The 17768-nt window shown below is 44.9% G+C and carries 7 protein-coding genes and 1 pseudogene; all 8 read left to right on the forward strand.

The genetic code is table 11. The features are described 5' to 3' along the window. Positions 1-1025, forward strand: a 1025-nt coding sequence (locus tag ACVRZH_RS08575) for a VirB4-like conjugal transfer ATPase, CD1110 family (RefSeq protein WP_447454885.1), incomplete at its 5' end; no start/stop codon positions are given. A 1-nt stretch (position 1026) separates the two neighbouring features. Further along, positions 1027-3852 (forward strand): phage tail tip lysozyme, encoded by a 2826-nt coding sequence (locus ACVRZH_RS08580; protein ID WP_447454886.1) that lies wholly within the window; start codon positions 1027-1029, stop codon positions 3850-3852. Between the two features lie 178 nt (positions 3853-4030). Then, positions 4031-4192, forward strand: coding sequence for a hypothetical protein (locus ACVRZH_RS08585; protein ID WP_185740593.1), 162 nt, complete (start codon positions 4031-4033; stop codon positions 4190-4192). 3 nt (positions 4193-4195) lie between these two features. Further along, on the forward strand, positions 4196-4852 hold the full coding sequence (locus ACVRZH_RS08590; RefSeq protein WP_447454887.1) for a hypothetical protein: 657 nt from the start codon (positions 4196-4198) through the stop codon (positions 4850-4852). 384 nt (positions 4853-5236) lie between these two features. After that, positions 5237-5707, forward strand: a complete 471-nt coding sequence (gene tnpA, locus ACVRZH_RS08595) for an IS200/IS605 family transposase (protein ID WP_447454888.1) — start codon at positions 5237-5239, stop codon at positions 5705-5707. 232 nt (positions 5708-5939) lie between these two features. Next, positions 5940-10880 (forward strand): SspB-related isopeptide-forming adhesin, encoded by a 4941-nt coding sequence (locus tag ACVRZH_RS08600; RefSeq protein ID WP_447454889.1) that lies wholly within the window; start codon positions 5940-5942, stop codon positions 10878-10880. Further along, positions 10873-11016: pseudogene (locus tag ACVRZH_RS08605) on the forward strand (calcium-binding protein); the annotation flags it as partial. The gene ACVRZH_RS08600 and the pseudogene ACVRZH_RS08605, both read left to right, overlap by 8 nt. A gap of 604 nt (positions 11017-11620) precedes the next feature. Continuing rightward, on the forward strand, positions 11621-17665 hold the full coding sequence (locus ACVRZH_RS08610; protein WP_447454890.1) for a helicase-like domain-containing protein: 6045 nt from the start codon (positions 11621-11623) through the stop codon (positions 17663-17665). Positions 17666-17768 lie beyond the last annotated feature (103 nt).

Here is a 17768-nt window from a genome sequence, read left to right on the forward strand (position 1 = left end):
TTGTCAACGACTATTTATTGAGAGCCGCTCGAAAGAGTGATGAAATGCTTGAGCCGTATGAGGGGAAACTCTCACGTACGGTTCTTAGAGAGGAAGGTGGTAGTAATACCACTAACCTACTCGACTACAGTATCATTGGTCAAGCCTTTGGTGGGGAAAGCATTGATATTGCGCCTGACTCTACCACTTTTTTAAACGTTTTAGACTTATCCGATGACAATATGGATGAAGACCCTATTAAGGTCAAATCTGAATTTCTATTGTCTTGGATTGGGAAACTCTTAGACCGGAAAATGGACGGTCGAGAAAAGTCCCTGATTGACCGTGTGACACGGTTAACCTATAAGCATTTTGAGACACCATCTCTCGTAGAATGGGTCTTTGTTCTCTCTAAACAGCCTGAACAAGAAGCCAAGGACTTAGCCCTTGATATGGAACTCTATGTTGAAGGCTCACTAGACATTTTTTCACACCACACCAACATCAAAACCGATAGCCATTTCCTCATTTACAATGTTAAAAAGTTAGGGGATGAGTTGAAGCAGATTGCCCTCATGGTCATCTTTGACCAGATTTGGAATCGTGTGGTTAAAAACCAAAAACTTGGCAAGAAGACCTGGATTTACTTTGATGAAATGCAGTTGCTTTTGTTGGATGAATATGCCAGTAATTTCTTCTTTAAACTCTGGAGCCGGGTGCGGAAGTACGGGGCAATTCCAACGGGCATTACGCAAAATGTGGAAACCCTCTTGATGGATGCCAACGGGAGGCGAATTTTGGCCAATAGTGAGTTTATGATTCTGCTCAAACAGGCTAAAAATGACCGAGAAGAGTTGGTACATCTGCTTGGTTTGTCTAAGGAGTTGGAGAAATACCTGGTTAATCCCGAACGTGGGGCAGGTCTCATTAAGGCCGGTCATACGGTTGTCCCCTTCAAGAACCGTATCCCAACCGATACCCAACTCTTTGACCTGATGAGCACAGACCCTGACAAGATGGTCCAAGCCACAAGGGAGGAAGAATAAGATGGCTGTCACAAAGCAAGAATTGAAGCGAGCGAGATTGACCAAGAAAACCAATCTAAGACAGGGAAGACGCACCTATCGCCTCAAACGACAGGAAGCAAGGCAAAACTTTATTTCTCAGTCAGGTAGACGAGGCTTTCTCTTTCATCGTCTGGTGTCGTCTAAATCTCCAGCACAAGAGGCTTATCAGGAAACGGTCTCTAGTGCTAAGAAAGAATTTGAAGACCTCAAAGAAGAGGAAGACAAGCGGTTTGATAGCCTTTTATCCTCCGCCAATCCTTATGACCTATCCCGTCAAGAATTAAAGCACCATCGCTTACCTCAAGCTAAAGCGAGACACAAGCAGGCTAGGCAACACTTGAAAACCGTCAAGGAGGAAGAAAAGGCAAAGAGTAAGCCATCTGACCAAGCGAGCCAGACAAAACAGTCTCGTTTTTTCTATCAAGCCAAGTCTATTGAGCGTTTGCAGGCGGAACAGAAAGTCTCTCAAAGCAAAAGAGAGCTGAAACAGGTTAAGTTGGCCACCAAGCACAAGTCACCCACTAACAAGGTCAAACGTGCAGGAAAACCGATTGGACGAGAAGCCCTATACCTCACCAGTCAAGATGACGATTTGTCTGGTGCTAGGGAAGTCGTGGACAACAGCTACCAGGTGGCACGTTACATCAGAGCAGGGATTGACACCAGTAAGTCGGCTGTCAAGTTGTCTCAAGCCAGCTCCCGTTTTATAATCAGACGGGCTAGAAACACCAAAGAACGTTACCAAAACTGGCGTTCTGGGAAAGGGTGGCGATTAACGAAGCAAGATGGGAAGGTCCTTCATCGTCTTAAACGGCAAGTCGCAAGACGAGCCCACCAGACTAGACAAGTTGGTAGGGTTGTGCAAAGTTTCATCTCCAGTTTCAAACAGGCTTTTATGGTCTTGGTGGGCAATCCTGTTACTTGGATTGTTTCAGGTTTCTTGTTGTTTTTATTGCTTATGATATCTTTTTTCTTAGGCTTTGCCAGTCAGACGGCTATCCAACAAGATGAGTTTGAGTTAACTAAGGCTTACATTCATATGACTTGGGAGGATGCGGAACAGACCCGAACGAGTGACACAGGCATCACCTACTATACAAAGATTGATGAGGTCATGGCCTACATGAATCTCCAATTCCAAGATTATACCTTAGAGGATAAGATGAGTGTACTTCCATTGTCTAACACCTATAAGGATTACCTGTCCACACTTTGGCAGGACTTAAATGATGATGGTAGCCTCAAAACCATGGCAGACCTTTATGATAAGCCACCTTATCAATTATCCAAAGAGGAGCAAGATGACCTCAAGGAACTATCGGAGGAGGGTATCTATGCCAGCCTACAGGAACTGAACAATCCCTTTGAGGGGAAGACAGATGATGATGTCTTGCCCATGACCTATCGTTATGGTTACTATTATTTGGACGGTAAGCCAACACTACAAGAGTTTATCGTTCTAGAGGCACAAGAAAATCAGGCAGTTCTTGCTCCTCTTGATGGGACGGTTTATTTGGAGGGGGATGATGTCCTCATCACCGCTGGTAAAAAGATCAGTTCAGTCTCTTTGCGTTTGTATGGCATTCACACAGGTCGCTTGGTTGAGGGGCAAAGAGTTGTTGCGGGTGATAGAATTGGTCAGACCAAGACTAACACAGGTCTTAAAGTGTCCTATGAGAAATATGACCCAGACCAAAAGAAATTAGTTGCGGTCAATCCTGCCTTTTATTTTCCCAAGGTGGTTCAAGTCCAAACCACTATTTTACCCAATATTGGGCAATTTGGTGGAGATGAATTTGAACGAGCTAAGGCTATCTACACCTACCTCAAAGCCAAGGGGGCGACCAATCAGGCTATCGCAGCCATCTTGGGCAACTGGTCAGTTGAATCAGCTATCAATCCAAAGCGGGCAGAAGGGGATTACCTGAGCCCACCCGTTGGGGCAAGCGATAGCTCATGGGACGACCCTAACTGGCTGGCTATGGGTGGTCCTGCCATCTACAACGGACGTTACCCCAACATCCTTCGCCGAGGGCTTGGTTTAGGGCAATGGACGGACACCGCAGACGGGTCACGTCGCCACACCTTACTTCTAGAGTACGCCAAAAGAAAGGGCAAGCTCTGGTATGATTTAGAGCTTCAGTTGGACTTTATGCTTGAGGCAGACAATCCCTACTACACCAACTGGCTCAAAGACTTCTTCCAGAATACAGGCAGTCCAGCCAGTCTAGCCCAAGTCTTTCTGACCTATTGGGAGGGCAATAGTGGTGATAAACTCTTGGAACGCCAAACCAGAGCTGCCGAGTGGTACTATCAGATTGAAAAAGGCTTTAGTCAACCAAATGGTGGAACAGCCCAGAGTGACCCAGCTGCCCTAGAAGCCGTCAGAGGAGACCTCTTTGGCAATTCTATTCCAGGTGGTGGGGATGGTATGGGTTATGCCTATGGTCAATGTACCTGGGGTGTTGCCGCTCGCATTAACCAGCTTGGTCTCAAGCTCAGAGGAAGAAACGGTGAGAAAATTTCTATCACAAGTGTCATGGGGAATGGTCAGGATTGGGTGGGTTCTGCATCAGCTTTAGGTGGTGAGACGGGTTCAATGCCTCAAGCAGGGGCTATTATTTCCTTTGCGGGAGGCAGTCACGGTACACCTATTCCTTACGGGCATGTGGCATTTGTCGAGAAAGTCTACCCAGATGGCTCGTTTCTCATCTCAGAGACCAATATTAATGGCAATCCAAACTACACCTTCCGCAAAATCAGTGGACCGGACGCAGCTATGAGTTTTGCTTATACGGTGAAATAGTAATCATTTGACAAATCATTATTCTTGGATTAGAATCAAGACACTAGCACTCCAGTTGTTCCCTGATACAAAACAACTGAAGTCATTTTTCATTCATAGTATGAAATCTTGTAGTTCCTTGTAAACGTAGTAAAAACATGCTATAATAGGTCTATCAATAAAGAAAGGAAGCAGACTCATGGCAACCATTAGTATTACTCGTGATATTATACTCACAAAAGAAGACTTTGAAAAAATCCAAGCCTCGGAGCCAACTGAGTTGTTACTCGATATCGTCAATAAAAATAGAGAGAAACAAGTACAACCTTCCTTGGCAGGTTTGGCGAAGTTGGTTAAGTAAAACATGACATTATTTGCATTACCCTTGGGAGATGTCATCAACTCCCTACGGCAAGCCATCACCTTGAAGCACCCTGAATACAGGAATGAACGTAAGATACGCCAAAAAATTCGTGAGGAGTTCTCTGCAATTGTTTCTAACCAAGTATCATTTGGTAAAAACGCTGATATGTTAGAATATCTTAAAAGTGAGGCCATCACAACAGAGTTAACTCATAAATCTAGAAATTTTATTATTATTGACCAAGAAGTATCGGAAGATACATTTGAAATTTTAGGTTTCTTCACATTGACATTGAAAATTGTGAATGTCAAAGACTTAGATGATGATAGTAGAAAAGCCTTTATATTAAGTGGTAAAAATGCTAATCACTTGGATTACATACCTGGTCTTTTGATTGCCCAATTTGGAAAAAATCTACATTTTAATAAAATCACAGGTCAGCAAGTTATGGAGCTTGTCGTTGAAAAAATTCAATTGGCTCAAAGTATTCTTGGTGGAAAAATGGTTTATTTGGATAGTGTCAATGACGATAAAGTTATCTCTTTCTATAAGTCGTTTGGTTTTATTGAATACGGTGAGATTATTGAGGATAATAAGCACCCAGGGGTTTGTTATCAACCAATGGCACTTGATATGACAAAGGTGATTGTCGGATAGATTATTACGGTCATATATTGCTGGAATCGAATTGGGGCACGTACTGACGTGTCTGGAAGAGCTGATGCGTCAGTTCTTCTTTTTTTATTCTTGACTATCTCACAAAAAGTCGGAATGGAGACTGAAAACCCATGTCCATTGCAGAATGAACTGTTAAAAATAAAAGAATATGCTAACATTATTGTAAACTGTTAGTATATGCTCCTAGCCAGTAGCCGTGTGCTACTGGCTTTTTTTATGTGACTTTTAGTCTGTCTCGCTCCGTAAGGTGCGAGACAAATAAATCACCCGCTATGCGGGTGCGCATCGCAGGTTATACCAAAAAACTCCAAACGCGATACAATAAAGGTGTTCAAGCCTATTGCAAAGCGAAAGGAGAAAAATATGGCACAGAAGGCACATAGTTTATCGCATACAAAGTGGATGTGTAAATACCACATTGTGTTTACACCTAAGTATAGACGAAAAGTTATTTATAATCAATATAGAAGCAGTTTAGGAGAAATATTTCGCCGTTTATGTCGTTACAAAGGGGTTGAAATAATCGAGGGGCATCTAATGCCAGACCATGTTCATATGCTTGTCAGTATTCCACCAAGGGTAAGTGTTTCAAGTTTCATGGGTTATTTAAAAGGTAAAAGTGCTCTTATGATGTTTGATAAACACGCGAATCTCAAATACAAATTTGGCAATCGCCATTTTTGTGCAGAGGGTTATTATGTAAGCACGGTAGGACTTAACGAAGCCACGATAAAAAAATATATCCAAGAACAGGAAAAACATGACATTGCACTTGATAAATTGAGTGTGAAAGAGTACGAAGATCCCTTTAGGGATGATGGTAAGAAATACTAACGCCTCTTTAAGAGGCAAGTGACGAGTCAAAAGCGATTAGGCTCGAACAAAGTGAAAGCCAGCGTCTTTAGGCGCTGGCTGGTGATGTGGGCTTATAGCCCTTGTTCAAACCACCCGTTTGACGGGTGGTTATGATTGTCGTGATAAAATAAGCAAATTCTTCTTGGTATGATGGGGCAAGATTAACCAGGCCATCTGGTAATCGACTAAATCATCTATAAAGGAGTGTCCCATGACCCTACCCATTCAAGTAAAACCAATTATGACCCAAGAAAAGGGTGAGAAATATGTTTTTCGGAAAAGCAAGAAATACCGTACTCTCTGCTCTGTTGCACTAGGAACTGTCGCAACGGCGGTACTTGCTTTAGGAGGAGGTGTAGCCAAGGCTGATGAATTGTTGACACCGAGCACACCTTCGACTGTTCTAAAGGATAATCCAGCTACCAACCTCCCTGAAGTACAGCCTACTGAGACAGTAGAGCATAACACTAGTCTTTCGGAAACAGGGCAATCCCAAGGAACTATACCTGTGACCATTGATGAGACACCATTAAAGCAAGCGATTGCTGAAGCTAAGGCTGAAGGGGTGACAATTACATCAGGTCAGGACATGGACCTTGGAATCACTCAGACAGCTGAAGAAACCAATCGAGCTCTCGATACTGCTAAATCCGATATGGATAAGCAGGTATCAGAGCTGAAAGATGTGACAGCTAAATATCAATCAGATAAGGCAGACCATGCGGCAGAAGTTGAACGGATTGAAGGGGAGAATGCGACCCTGAAAGCCAGTCATAAACAAGCAGAAGACGCGACGAAAAACCTTGAAAAGGACGTCAATGCTACCGTTTCTGATTTGACCAACCGTTTTCCAAATGCCAAGGTAACGGTGACGGATAAGACCATCACATCAGGAGACGGTACATCACCAGAAGCCTATGAGGGTTATGCCAAACTGGTCCAAGGTGTTAACGAGCAGAACCAAACCGCTATCAACACCTATGTGACTAAGAAAACTGAAGCAGACGCTCAAACAGTGAAAAACAAGCAAATCGAAGCAGAAAATGCTGCTGGCTTAGCTAAGGCAAAAGAAGACAATGAAGCCATTACCCAGCGAAATCAGGCAGGTCAAGCTGCAGTTGATGAGGAGAATCGCCGTGGTCAAGCAGCGGTGGACCAGGCCAATAAGGACAAGCAAGCTCAAGTGACCAACCGTCAGGCAGAGATTGAAGCCATCAAAAAACGCAATGCCCAGAAACAGGCAGAAGCCGATGCGACTAACAAGGCCAATGAAGCCTACAATGCTTCTGAAAAAGCTCGCTATGACCGAGAACTGGCTGAAATTCAAAAGGGTGAAGAAGGCTACATTTCAGAAGCCCTTGCCCAGGCCCTTGACCTCAATCGTGGGGAACCCCAAACCCAACATGGGGCAGCTACTCGCAATCCCGACCATATTATTAGCACGGGAGATGCCATGTTGGGTGGCTATAGTCGGATTCTGGATTCAACAGGATTCTTTGTCTATGACCAGTTTCGGACAGGGGAGACCTTGCGATTTAACTACTCGAACCTTCAGAACGCCAGTTTTGCGGGTAAGAAGATTACAGGCGTGACCTATGACATTACCAACCTTGTCTCGCCAGCTGGAACCAATAGTGTTAAGCTGGTTGTTCCCAATGACCCGACAGAAGGCTTTATCGCCTACCGTGGAGACGGGACAGGTGACTGGCGTACCGACAAAATGGAATTTCGAGTGGAGGCCAAGTACACCTTAGCTGATGGTAGTCAAGTGACCTTCTCCAAGGAACAGCCAGGTGTTTTCACCCACTCATCACTCAACCATAACAATATTGGACTAGAGTATGTCAAAGATTCATCTGGTAAATTTGTCCCTATCAATGGCTCTACTGTTCAGGTCACCAACGAAGGCCTAGCACGGTCACTTGGCTCTAACCGAGCCCATGAGATTGGCACACCTGAAGAGTGGGACACGACTTCTAGTCGCTATGCCTATAAAGGGGCGATTGTATCAACGGTGACCTCTGGCAATACCTACCGAGTGACCTTTGGTCAGGGAGATATGCCCACTCAGGTGGGAGGCAAGACCTATTGGTTTGCGCTCAATACCCTGCCTGTGGCACGGACGGTTCGCCCTTATACGCCTAAACCCTTGGTCAAACCAAACCTTGACCCTGTTCCAGATCCCTTAACCTACCCCCCATCTGTCTATACACCCAAGACCTTTACCCCAGAACCTCTGGTAACTTTCACCCCAAAACCAACCACTCCTGTCGAGGAGCCGAGTTTGACATTGGTGAAAGTTGCTTTGCCAACTCAACCCGTCTATGAAAAAGCACCTACGCCGCCAGCTGTTCCAAGTGTTCAAGTACATGGCTACCGTTTAGCGACCCAACCAGGTATTCACAAAGAGGTGGAAAATAGTGACCGTGTGTCTATTGATAAGAGTTTAGTTGCTAAGGAATCTCCTGTCAACTATCCTTTGGAAGTAGGAGACCTGTCTCCAAATCGTGTGGCGACAAGTAGCCTCATCTTTGAAGACTACCTACCAGCAGGTTATGTCCTCAATGAAACGACAACAAAAGAACATAACACTGCCTATGAAGTTTCCTATGACAGCTCTAAGCACCTTGTCCGATTGACGGCTAGAGATAGTCTCCTGTCTGAAGTCAATAAGGATTTGACCAAGTCTTATCGCCTAACTGCACCTATGCTTTACGGCACGGTAGTTAATGATGGTGCGACTTACACTAACACCTACAAACTCATTATTAACAAAGATACCTCAACAGCCTACACAGTGACTTCAAATCCTGTGACGGTTCGGACACCAGGCGATGGGACGACAACGACCTTGATTACCCCTGATAAGACCAACAAGAACAGCGATGGCATTGTTATCAATGATACGGTGGTCTTAGTTGGTTCAACCAATCACTATACCTTGACTTGGGATTTAGACCAGTATAAGGGGGACCAGTCATCCAAGGAGACTGTTGCCAAGGGCTTTTTCCTCTTAGATGATTTTCCAGAAGAGGCTTTAGTGACAGATGACAAGGCGGTTAGTGTTACAACCCTAGACGGTAAAATCCTATCTGGTTTTGTGGTAACAACTTACAAGGACCTGTCAGAAGCACCAGAAAGGCTTAGAAATCAACTGACAACGGCTAAGATTAGCCCTAAAGGAGCTTTTCAGGTCATTGTTCCAGAAAACAATCAAACCTTTTACGACACCTATGTCAAGACTGGGACAAGTCTTTTGGTGACCAGTCCCATGACGGTTCATACTGACCTAAAGGACAAGACTTTAACCTACACCAATACTGCCTATCAGATTGATTTTGGTAATGGTTATGCGACGAAGGAAGTGATCAACACCCTAGTGACACCAGAACCTGTCAAGAAGAACCTCAATGCAGATAAGGTGGACATCAATGGTCAGGCTATGCTTGTTGGCTCTAAAAACTTCTATACCTTGTCATGGGACTTAGACCAGTACAAGGGAATTGTGGCGACTAAAGACGCTATTGCCAAGGGCTTTTACTTCGTGGATGATTACCCAGAGGAGACCCTCGATATTGACACCAAGAACATCCGAGTGGTGACGGCAGACGGTAAGGAAGTGTCAGATATTGTGGTCGAGACTTATCAGAGCCTCGATGAAGCCCCAGATGCTCTAAAAGAGGCCTTGCTTGCCAAGAAGTTGTCTCCTAAAGGAGCCTTCCAAGTCTTTCGACCAAAAGACAACCAGGCCTTCTATGAGACTTATGTCAAGACCGGTCAATCTCTAACTATTATTGACCCTATGACCGTCAAGGACAGCCTTTATAACTCGGGTCAGACCTATACCAATAAAGCCTATCAGGTTGATTTTGGATTGGCCTACGAAACGGAAGAAGTGTCCAACTTTATTCCAATTGTTACTCCGAAAAAATCCAACACGAATGACAAGGGAATGACTATTGATGGAAAGACCGTGCTTCCTAATACGGTCAATTATTACAAGATTGTTATGGATTATAGTGCCTACAAGGGTATGTCTGCGACTAAAGACCAGATTACAAAAGGCTTCTTTATGGTGGATGATTACCCAGAAGAGGCTTTGGAGATAAATCCAGAAGGAATTCAGATGGTTGATGGTAAGTGGCAAGCAGTCAAGGGCTTATCCGTTAAAGTCTACGCCTCTCTAACTGAAGCACCAAAAGTTGTGCAAGAGGCGATGGTAGGTAAGGGCTTTGTACCTAAAGGAGCTATTCAAGTCTTCTCGGCAGATGACCCGCAGACCTTTTATGACACCTATGTTAAGACGGGTCAGACTCTTGTTGTGACCAATCCCATGACTATCAAGAAAGATATGGTCAAAACAGGTGGTGACTACACCAACACGGCCTATCAGATTGATTTTGGCCTAGCCTATGTGACGGATACTGTTGTGAACAACGTGCCAAAACTAGACCCCAAAAAGGATGTGGTCATTGACCTGTCACACAAGGACCAGAGTTTAGATGGTAAAGAAATTGCCCTCAATCAGGTCTTTAACTATCGTCTTCAAGGAGCACACATTCCAGCTCATCGAGCGACAGCTCTCACTGACTATCGCTTTAACGATGATTACGATGAAAAACATGACCAGTATGATGGTGTTTATCAGGCCTACCTGATGACGGATGTTACCTTGGTAGATGGGACTGTCCTGAAAGCTGGCACAGAAGTGACTAAGTACACCCTTCAAGAAGTGGATACTCAGTCTGGTCAGGTGTCTATTGCCTTTGATAAGGACTTTTTGACCAGTCTTTCAGAGGATTCCACCTTCCAAGCCGATGTTTACCTTCAGATGAAACGGATTGCGGCTGGTGACGTGGAAAACAGCTTTAGCCATAGCGTTAATGGTGTGACCATTAGCTCTAACACCGTTAAGACCACGACCCCTGAGCCTGTAATCCCACCGACACCTCCTACTCCAAAGTCAGAAGTTCCAGAAACTCCAATTCCAACACCAGTTCCTCCACAAACACCTGGTCTAGTTGCTAGTCTCCCACAAACAGGAGAGGCGACTTCCCTTCTTGGTCTAGTTGGTGGCGGTCTGATGTTAGGACTAGCTTATGGAGCATATCGTAAGAAAAAGCAAGTAGGAAGTGAGGATAGCTATGCCTAAGACCATTTATACCCAAGATAGTGACCGATACGGTCTCACAGACGCTCAAGAACTCACTCTTGGAACAAATCCCCTAAGCCCTGATTCTGATGGCGATGGACAAGCTGACTTGGCAGAAATCCTATCTGGCCGAACCGCCACTTTTCAGGAGATGCGACAGGTTATGCAATACTTTTTAGACAAGGATGCTTCATCATTTACCAAGGCTATTATGAGTGTCGAGACCCAAATTACCAGTCAAACGCTTCTTAATGACCTCTATGCTTACTACATGGCTACAGACAACATTTATCTGTTGGATGAGCAACTGCGATTGGTTGCGGATGAGCAGAGTGAGGTGATTAGGCGAGACCTGACCCGACTACTAGATAACCTCTACCGAACAAGGGATGGAAATGAGTTTATTTCAGATGTTTTACAAGGCCATTCGTCTGCTCATTTGGTGTCATCTGATGGTTGGCAATTGGGTAACTTTGACCCCTATAGTTTGGAGACTTTAGATGATTTGATTCGCCACCAGCTAGACGAAGATAGTGATGATTACTTTGGGGACTTGGTTCATCTCGCTCTTGCCCAGGACAAGTTGGATAGTCGTTCCCAGTTTTTACGAAGCTATATGGCAGACTTGGCAAGACCTCAAGTAGAAGCACAGCGAGAGCTGTCTATGACCCTCTAAGTAAATGGGACTGAGAGCTTTCTCAGTCCTTTTTTGAATAAAGAAAATCAAAGGAGAACACTGGATGAATACACAATCCATCAGCAATCACCTCCGTCAACATCAACACCAAGATTTGGCTATTAAGGAGGCTTTTTTACGTTTTCAAGCCCACCATTTTGATGAACCTTGGGAAAGGCTTTTGGAAACCTTTATTGAGCAAGAAGGACGGGTAGAGTTATTTCCAGCTCCCTACGATGTAAGTGAGGAGCTAGCAGCTTTTCTGAACCAAGGAGACCAGCCTTCTGAGCATTTTGGAGTCTATACCTATCGCTTTGCCCAGGCTGGCTTACGGCAACTCCCCCAACTTAATCATTTTGAAAAAGACATGGTGGTTTTGGTAGCGACCTATAACCTAGCTGTTTACTTTCAGCTCTTGGACCAAGGTGGTACTTATCATGGCGTGTCCTTGGGGAGTTTAGTGTCTCAGATGAATCAGGTTGATTTTATCAATGTGTCCAAGGTAGCTAATAATCTAGCAGCCCGCATTAGTCGAGAGTTTGAACTCTTCATCTTAGACTATGAGCCTCCTGTCCTTCCCAAGCCAGAACTGACTTTTGAGGATAATGGGCAGGACTTGATTGTCAGTTACGGTCAGCCTGTGGCCAAGTTAGATTATGCCAACCTGACCATTGAACATTTGCCAGCCTATCAGAACTTGCCATTGGCCATTAAGGCAGAGATTATCACCCATTTTGACCAGAAAAAAGCTGAGTTGACCCAGATGAAAGAGGAGGAAGCAGTCATCAGGTTTGAGGAGGTTGGGGACGTGGTAACAGCCTATCTGACCAATCACGCTGAACCGCTCTCTTCTTATGACCGTCGCTCAGGCAAGAGTCAGCACTATGAGGCTTATGACCAGCTGAACGTGACTCAAAAGTTTGCCATTTTAAGCCACTATGATGAATTGGCTAAACTAGAGCGACCTCCACAGTTTCATTTGGGTGACTTTGATGAAGAACGTAGGCAAATCCCCGTCTATGAAGGTGAGACCATTTTTACCTATTTGGAGGCGGATGGTTCGGCAGATGAGTTGGCTAGAGAACCAGGTTCTCAGGAACTGGCAGAATTGGTAGACCTCAGTCGTCAGCTCTTGACAAGAAACTACCAGCTTTTAGAGGAAGTTGGTTTCCCTGTTGAGCATTTCCCAGAGGATAGTCGAGGTGTCTTGTTAGATGCGGTTGGGAAATACCGTTTGTCCAGAGAAGAGTTGCTTTATTTAGGGCAGTACCCTCATGCCCCAGTCTATCAGTTGAGGCTTGCGGTGGAGTTACTTGACCATGGATTAGACAGAGATAGCGTTACATTTTTTCTTGAGAGCAGCTTATCCTATGAGCGTTTGGTATTTTTGGCCAATCGCATGACCAAAGACGGGTTGAAGCTAGAGGAGGTCAAAGTCTTTGAGTTGATGGCTCAAGCAGAGCCAGACAAGGCGTCTCGCTTATTATTGGAAGAACTTCAGGCTAAAGAACAGGAAACTCCTTTTGATGATAGCCTGTTAGAACTCAAGGAAGAGGTTCAAAAAACGTATTCTCTGGGAAGCTTAGCCAGTTATGGCGAACACCTGTTTGAGGTCGCAGATATTAGGGAAGACCGGGGTCAGATTAGAGTTGAGCTAGCTGCTTTACCCGATGATGATGTGCTACACAGTCCTGTGTTTTATGTCGGCTCGCTTGGTGCACTGGAAAAAAGTCAGCTTGTTTATCGTCCAGAAAAGTCAGAGGCTTTTAAAGAAAGCAATGACCTTGCAGTCACAGAGGATTCTGATGATATAGACCTCTTTTCTTTCCTAGATGACAGTCAAACAGACCCCACTTCAGACAAAGGTCCTGAAGAAAGAACGGAGGCTCCCAAAGACCAAGCGGTTATTCAAGAAGAGCCTAATGTGCTTGAAAAGGAGCCTGAGCTAGTTAAAGTTGAGCCTGTTCAGAATTTTGCGTTTCCAGAGGACTTGACCGATTTTTATCCTAAAGGGACACGGGCTAAGGTGGAAGCCAACCTTGCAGCAATCCGTCTTGTTAAAGAGCTGGACAAGTCTGGGAGACAGGCTAGCCCAACTGAACAGGAGATTTTGGCCAAGTATGTCGGCTGGGGTGGTTTGGCCAATAGTTTCTTTGATGACTACAATCCTCAATTTGAGGCAGATCGGGCGGAATTAAAGGATTTGGTGTCTGATAAGGAATACTCAGATATGAAGCAGAGTTCTCTGACTGCTTACTATACCGACCCAGCCATTGTTAGAGCCATGTGGGATAAGTTGGTCTCAGATGGTTTTAGAGGTGGTCGAGTGCTAGACCCCTCTATGGGGACTGGGAATTTCTTTTCGGCTATGCCAGCTCAATTAAGAGCGAAGTGCGACCTTTACGGTGTGGAGTTAGATGGGATTACAGGAGCTATTGCAAAGCAGCTTCATCCCAATGTGACTATTTTTGTTCAGGGGTTTGAGGATGTGCCTTTTCAGACGGATAGTTTTGACCTGGTTATTTCAAACATTCCCTTTGGTAATTTTAGAATCGCGGACAACCGTTATGACAAGCCTTATATGATTCATGACTACTTTATCAAAAAATCCTTGGACTTGGTTCATGACGCTGGGCGAGTGGCGGTTATTTCCTCAACGGGAACAATGGATAAGCGGGTGGATAATGTCTTGCAGGACATCAAGGAAACGACCCAGTTTTTGGGTGGGGTTCGTCTGCCCGATTCGGCCTTTAAGGCTATCGCAGGAACGAGTGTCACGACTGATATTCTCTTCTTCCAAAAGGATTTGAACAAGAGAGCATTCACAGATGATCTTGCTTTTTCGGGAAGCAAGCGGTATGACAAGGACGACCGTATTTGGCTCAATCCCTACTTTGACGGTGAGGATAATCCTCAAGTTCTAGGAACTTATGAGGTCAAAAATTTCAATGGTGGAACGCTGTCCTTGAAGGGAAGCGGACAAGACTTGTTGCTAGAGTTGAAGGAGGCCTTGAAGCAGGTATCACTTCCACAAGTTAAGGACAACATCTTTATCCAATCCCAAGTTCTGATGGAGAAAAAGGTGGATAAAAGCATTCCACAAAGAATTTGGGATAGCCTTGAACTCTATAGTTTCGGCTATGAGGGAGATATTGTTTACTATCGAGACCGTGACGGGATTCGAGTAGGGGCTAAGACAGAAGAAATCAGCTACTATGTCAATGACGCGGGTGAATTTGTGGCTTGGGATTCCAAATACTCTCAAGCAGCTATTGACCGTTTTGTGGCATTGACTGTGACCGATGAGACAGCTGTTGATGTTTACCTGTCCAAAGAAGCGACGAAGACAGGACGACACAAGGGACTTTACAAGAAAACAGTCTTTTACGAGGGAGCCTTGTCGGATAAGGAGGTTGCTCGTATTAAGGGTATGGTCAACCTTCGCAACACCTATCAGGAAATGATTGATCTCCAGCGGGATTATGACTATGACCGAGACAGATTTGAGGAGTTATTAGGCGACCTCAACTACCAGTATGACCGCTTTGTCAAACGCTATGGCTACCTCAATAGCAATGTCAACCGTAATCTTTTTGATAGTGATGATAAGTATTCTCTTCTAGCTAGTCTGGAAGATGAATACATTGACCCTGTGGACAAGAAGGTCAAGTATAAGAAGTCCTTGGCTTTTGAGAAAGCCTTGGTCCGTCCAGACCGTATTCTAAAGGAAGTCAAGACTGCCCAAGATGCCCTCAATACTAGCCTAGCTGATGGTCGTGGAGTGGATATTCCCTTTATGATGTCGCTCTACCCAGGCAAGACAGAAGGTGATGTGATTGAAGAGCTAGGGGATTTGGTCTTGTTAGACCCTGCTTATGCCCTTTTAGGAAAAGCAGTCTATGTCTCTCGCCAGGATTTTTTATCGGGTGATATTTTAACTAAGCTAGATCAGGTGGATTTGCTTCAAAAAGAAGATAATAACTTGGCAGACTGGAGGCACTACCAGACTTTACTTGAGGCTGTCAAACCACGCCAGATTGGTCTAGCAGATATTGCTTACCGTATTGGCTCCCGTTGGATTCCAAAGGAAGTTTACGGGCAATTTGCCTATACGGTGCTTTTGGAGGAGGAGAGACCTCTGGATGACCCAAGTTTAATAGATGTCATTGAGGTTAGTCCTATTGATGGAACCTATACCTTGTCTAAGGACTTTACCAACCGTCGTGTGTCTGCCCAAGAAGCGGCTATGGGGGTGAGGGGGTCACGCTATGATAGCGGGCGAAAGGTGTTTGAGAACCTGCTCAATTCCAATCAACCTACTATCACACAGACGGTCAAAGAGGGTGATAAGCAAAAGCAAATGACAGATGCCCAGCGAACCAGCCTCTTGAGAAGTAGAGAAGCGGATATGCAGGTGCTTTTTCAGGACTTTGTCTTATCTTCGCCAGAGGTTCAGGTTTTGATTGAGGATACCTACAACACCCTTTATAACCGTACGGTGTCTAAGACCTATGATGGTAGTCATTTGGTTATTGATGGCTTGGCTCAAAATATCACCTTACGTCCCCATCAAAAGAATGCCATTCAACGGATTGTGGAGGAAAAACGAGCCCTTCTGGCACACGAAGTGGGTTCAGGCAAGACCTTGACCATGCTTGGGGCTGGCTTTAAGCTAAAAGAGTTAGGTATGGTTCACAAACCTCTCTATGTGGTGCCATCTAGTCTGACTGCTCAATTTGGTCAGGAAATCCTCAAGTTCTTCCCGACCAAGAAAGTTTTTGTGACCACCAAAAAGGACTTTGTCAAATCTCGCCGCAAGCAGTTTGTGTCGCGGATTATCACGGGAGATTATGATGCCATTGTCATTGGAGATAGCCAGTTTGAGAAAATTCTCATGAGTAAGGCCAAACAGGAAACCTATATCATAGACAAGTTGAGCCAGATGCGAGAGATTTACTTAAAGAGCGAGAATGACTACACGGTCAAAGAATCCGAACGAGCTATTCGTTCCTTGGAAGAACGATTAGAGGAGCTTCAAAAACTGGATAGGGACAGCTTTATTGAGTTTGAGAACTTGGGCATTGACTGCCTCTTTGTGGACGAAGCCCACCATTTCAAGAATATCCGTCCCATCACAGGCTTGGGCAACGTGGCAGGTATTACCAATATCACAGCCAAGAAGAACGTGGACATGGAGATGAAGGTGCGGCAGGTCCAGTCAGAGCATGACAATCGCCATGTCATCTTTGCGACAGGAACCCCTGTTTCCAATTCCATCAGTGAGCTCTACACCATGATGAACTATGTTCAGCCTGATGTGCTAGAGCGGTATCAGGTGGCTCACTTTGACTCTTGGGTGGGAGCTTTTGGCCAGATTGAAAACGCTATGGAACTGTCTCCAACGGGAGATAAATACCAGCCTAAGAAACGCTTTAAGAAATTTGTCAACCTGCCTGAACTCATGCGGATTTATAAGGAAACAGCTGATATTCAAACATCGGATATGTTGGACTTACCTGTGCCAGAGGCTAGGATTATCCCAGTAGAGAGTGAGTTAACTGATAGCCAACGCTATTACTTGGAGGAGTTAGTGGCACGGTCTGAAGACATCAAGAACGGTCTGGTAGAGCCGACTGTGGATAATATGCTCAAAATAACGGGTGAGGCCAGAAAACTCGCTATTGATATGCGGTTGCTAGACCCTGCCTACAAGTTGTCAGACAGCCAGAAACTCCTTCAGGTGGTGGACAATGTGGAGCGGATTTATCGGGAGAATATGGCGACAGAAAGTACCCAGATGATTTTTTCGGATATTGGGACACCTAAGAAAGATGGAGATGTTTTTGACATCTATAACGAATTGAAAGTCCTCTTAGTCGATCGTGGCATTCCAGCCAACCAGATTGCCTTTGTCCATGACGCCAATACTGACGACAAGAAGAATAGTCTATCTCGTCAGGTCAATAGTGGCGAGGTGCGGATTCTCTTGGCTTCAACGGAAAAAGGGGGAACAGGTCTTAACGTTCAAGCTAAGATGAAAGCTGTGCATCATTTGGACGTTCCTTGGAGACCAAGTGATATTGTCCGTGCGTCCGTAAAGGCGGTATAGTAAATCTACTTTTTGGCAAAGTAGTAGGCGTGACCTTAATGCCTATCATCACCCAACTGACCTGTGAGGGAAACCAAATATCAGGGAACAAAGCACGTTGGGA

Source organism: Streptococcus fryi (genome assembly GCF_053206505.1).

Excerpts from the sequence above, each read along its gene's own strand:
- ACVRZH_RS08580 (WP_447454886.1), top strand. The coding sequence starts at position 1,027 with ATGGCTGTCACAAAGCAAGAATTGAAGCGAGCGAGATTGACCAAGAAA.
- ACVRZH_RS08585 (WP_185740593.1), top strand. The coding sequence starts at position 4,031 with ATGGCAACCATTAGTATTACTCGTGATATTATACTCACAAAAGAAGAC.
- ACVRZH_RS08590 (WP_447454887.1), top strand. The coding sequence starts at position 4,196 with ATGACATTATTTGCATTACCCTTGGGAGATGTCATCAACTCCCTACGG.
- tnpA (WP_447454888.1), top strand. The coding sequence starts at position 5,237 with ATGGCACAGAAGGCACATAGTTTATCGCATACAAAGTGGATGTGTAAA.
- ACVRZH_RS08600 (WP_447454889.1), top strand. The coding sequence starts at position 5,940 with ATGACCCTACCCATTCAAGTAAAACCAATTATGACCCAAGAAAAGGGT.
- ACVRZH_RS08610 (WP_447454890.1), top strand. The coding sequence starts at position 11,621 with ATGAATACACAATCCATCAGCAATCACCTCCGTCAACATCAACACCAA.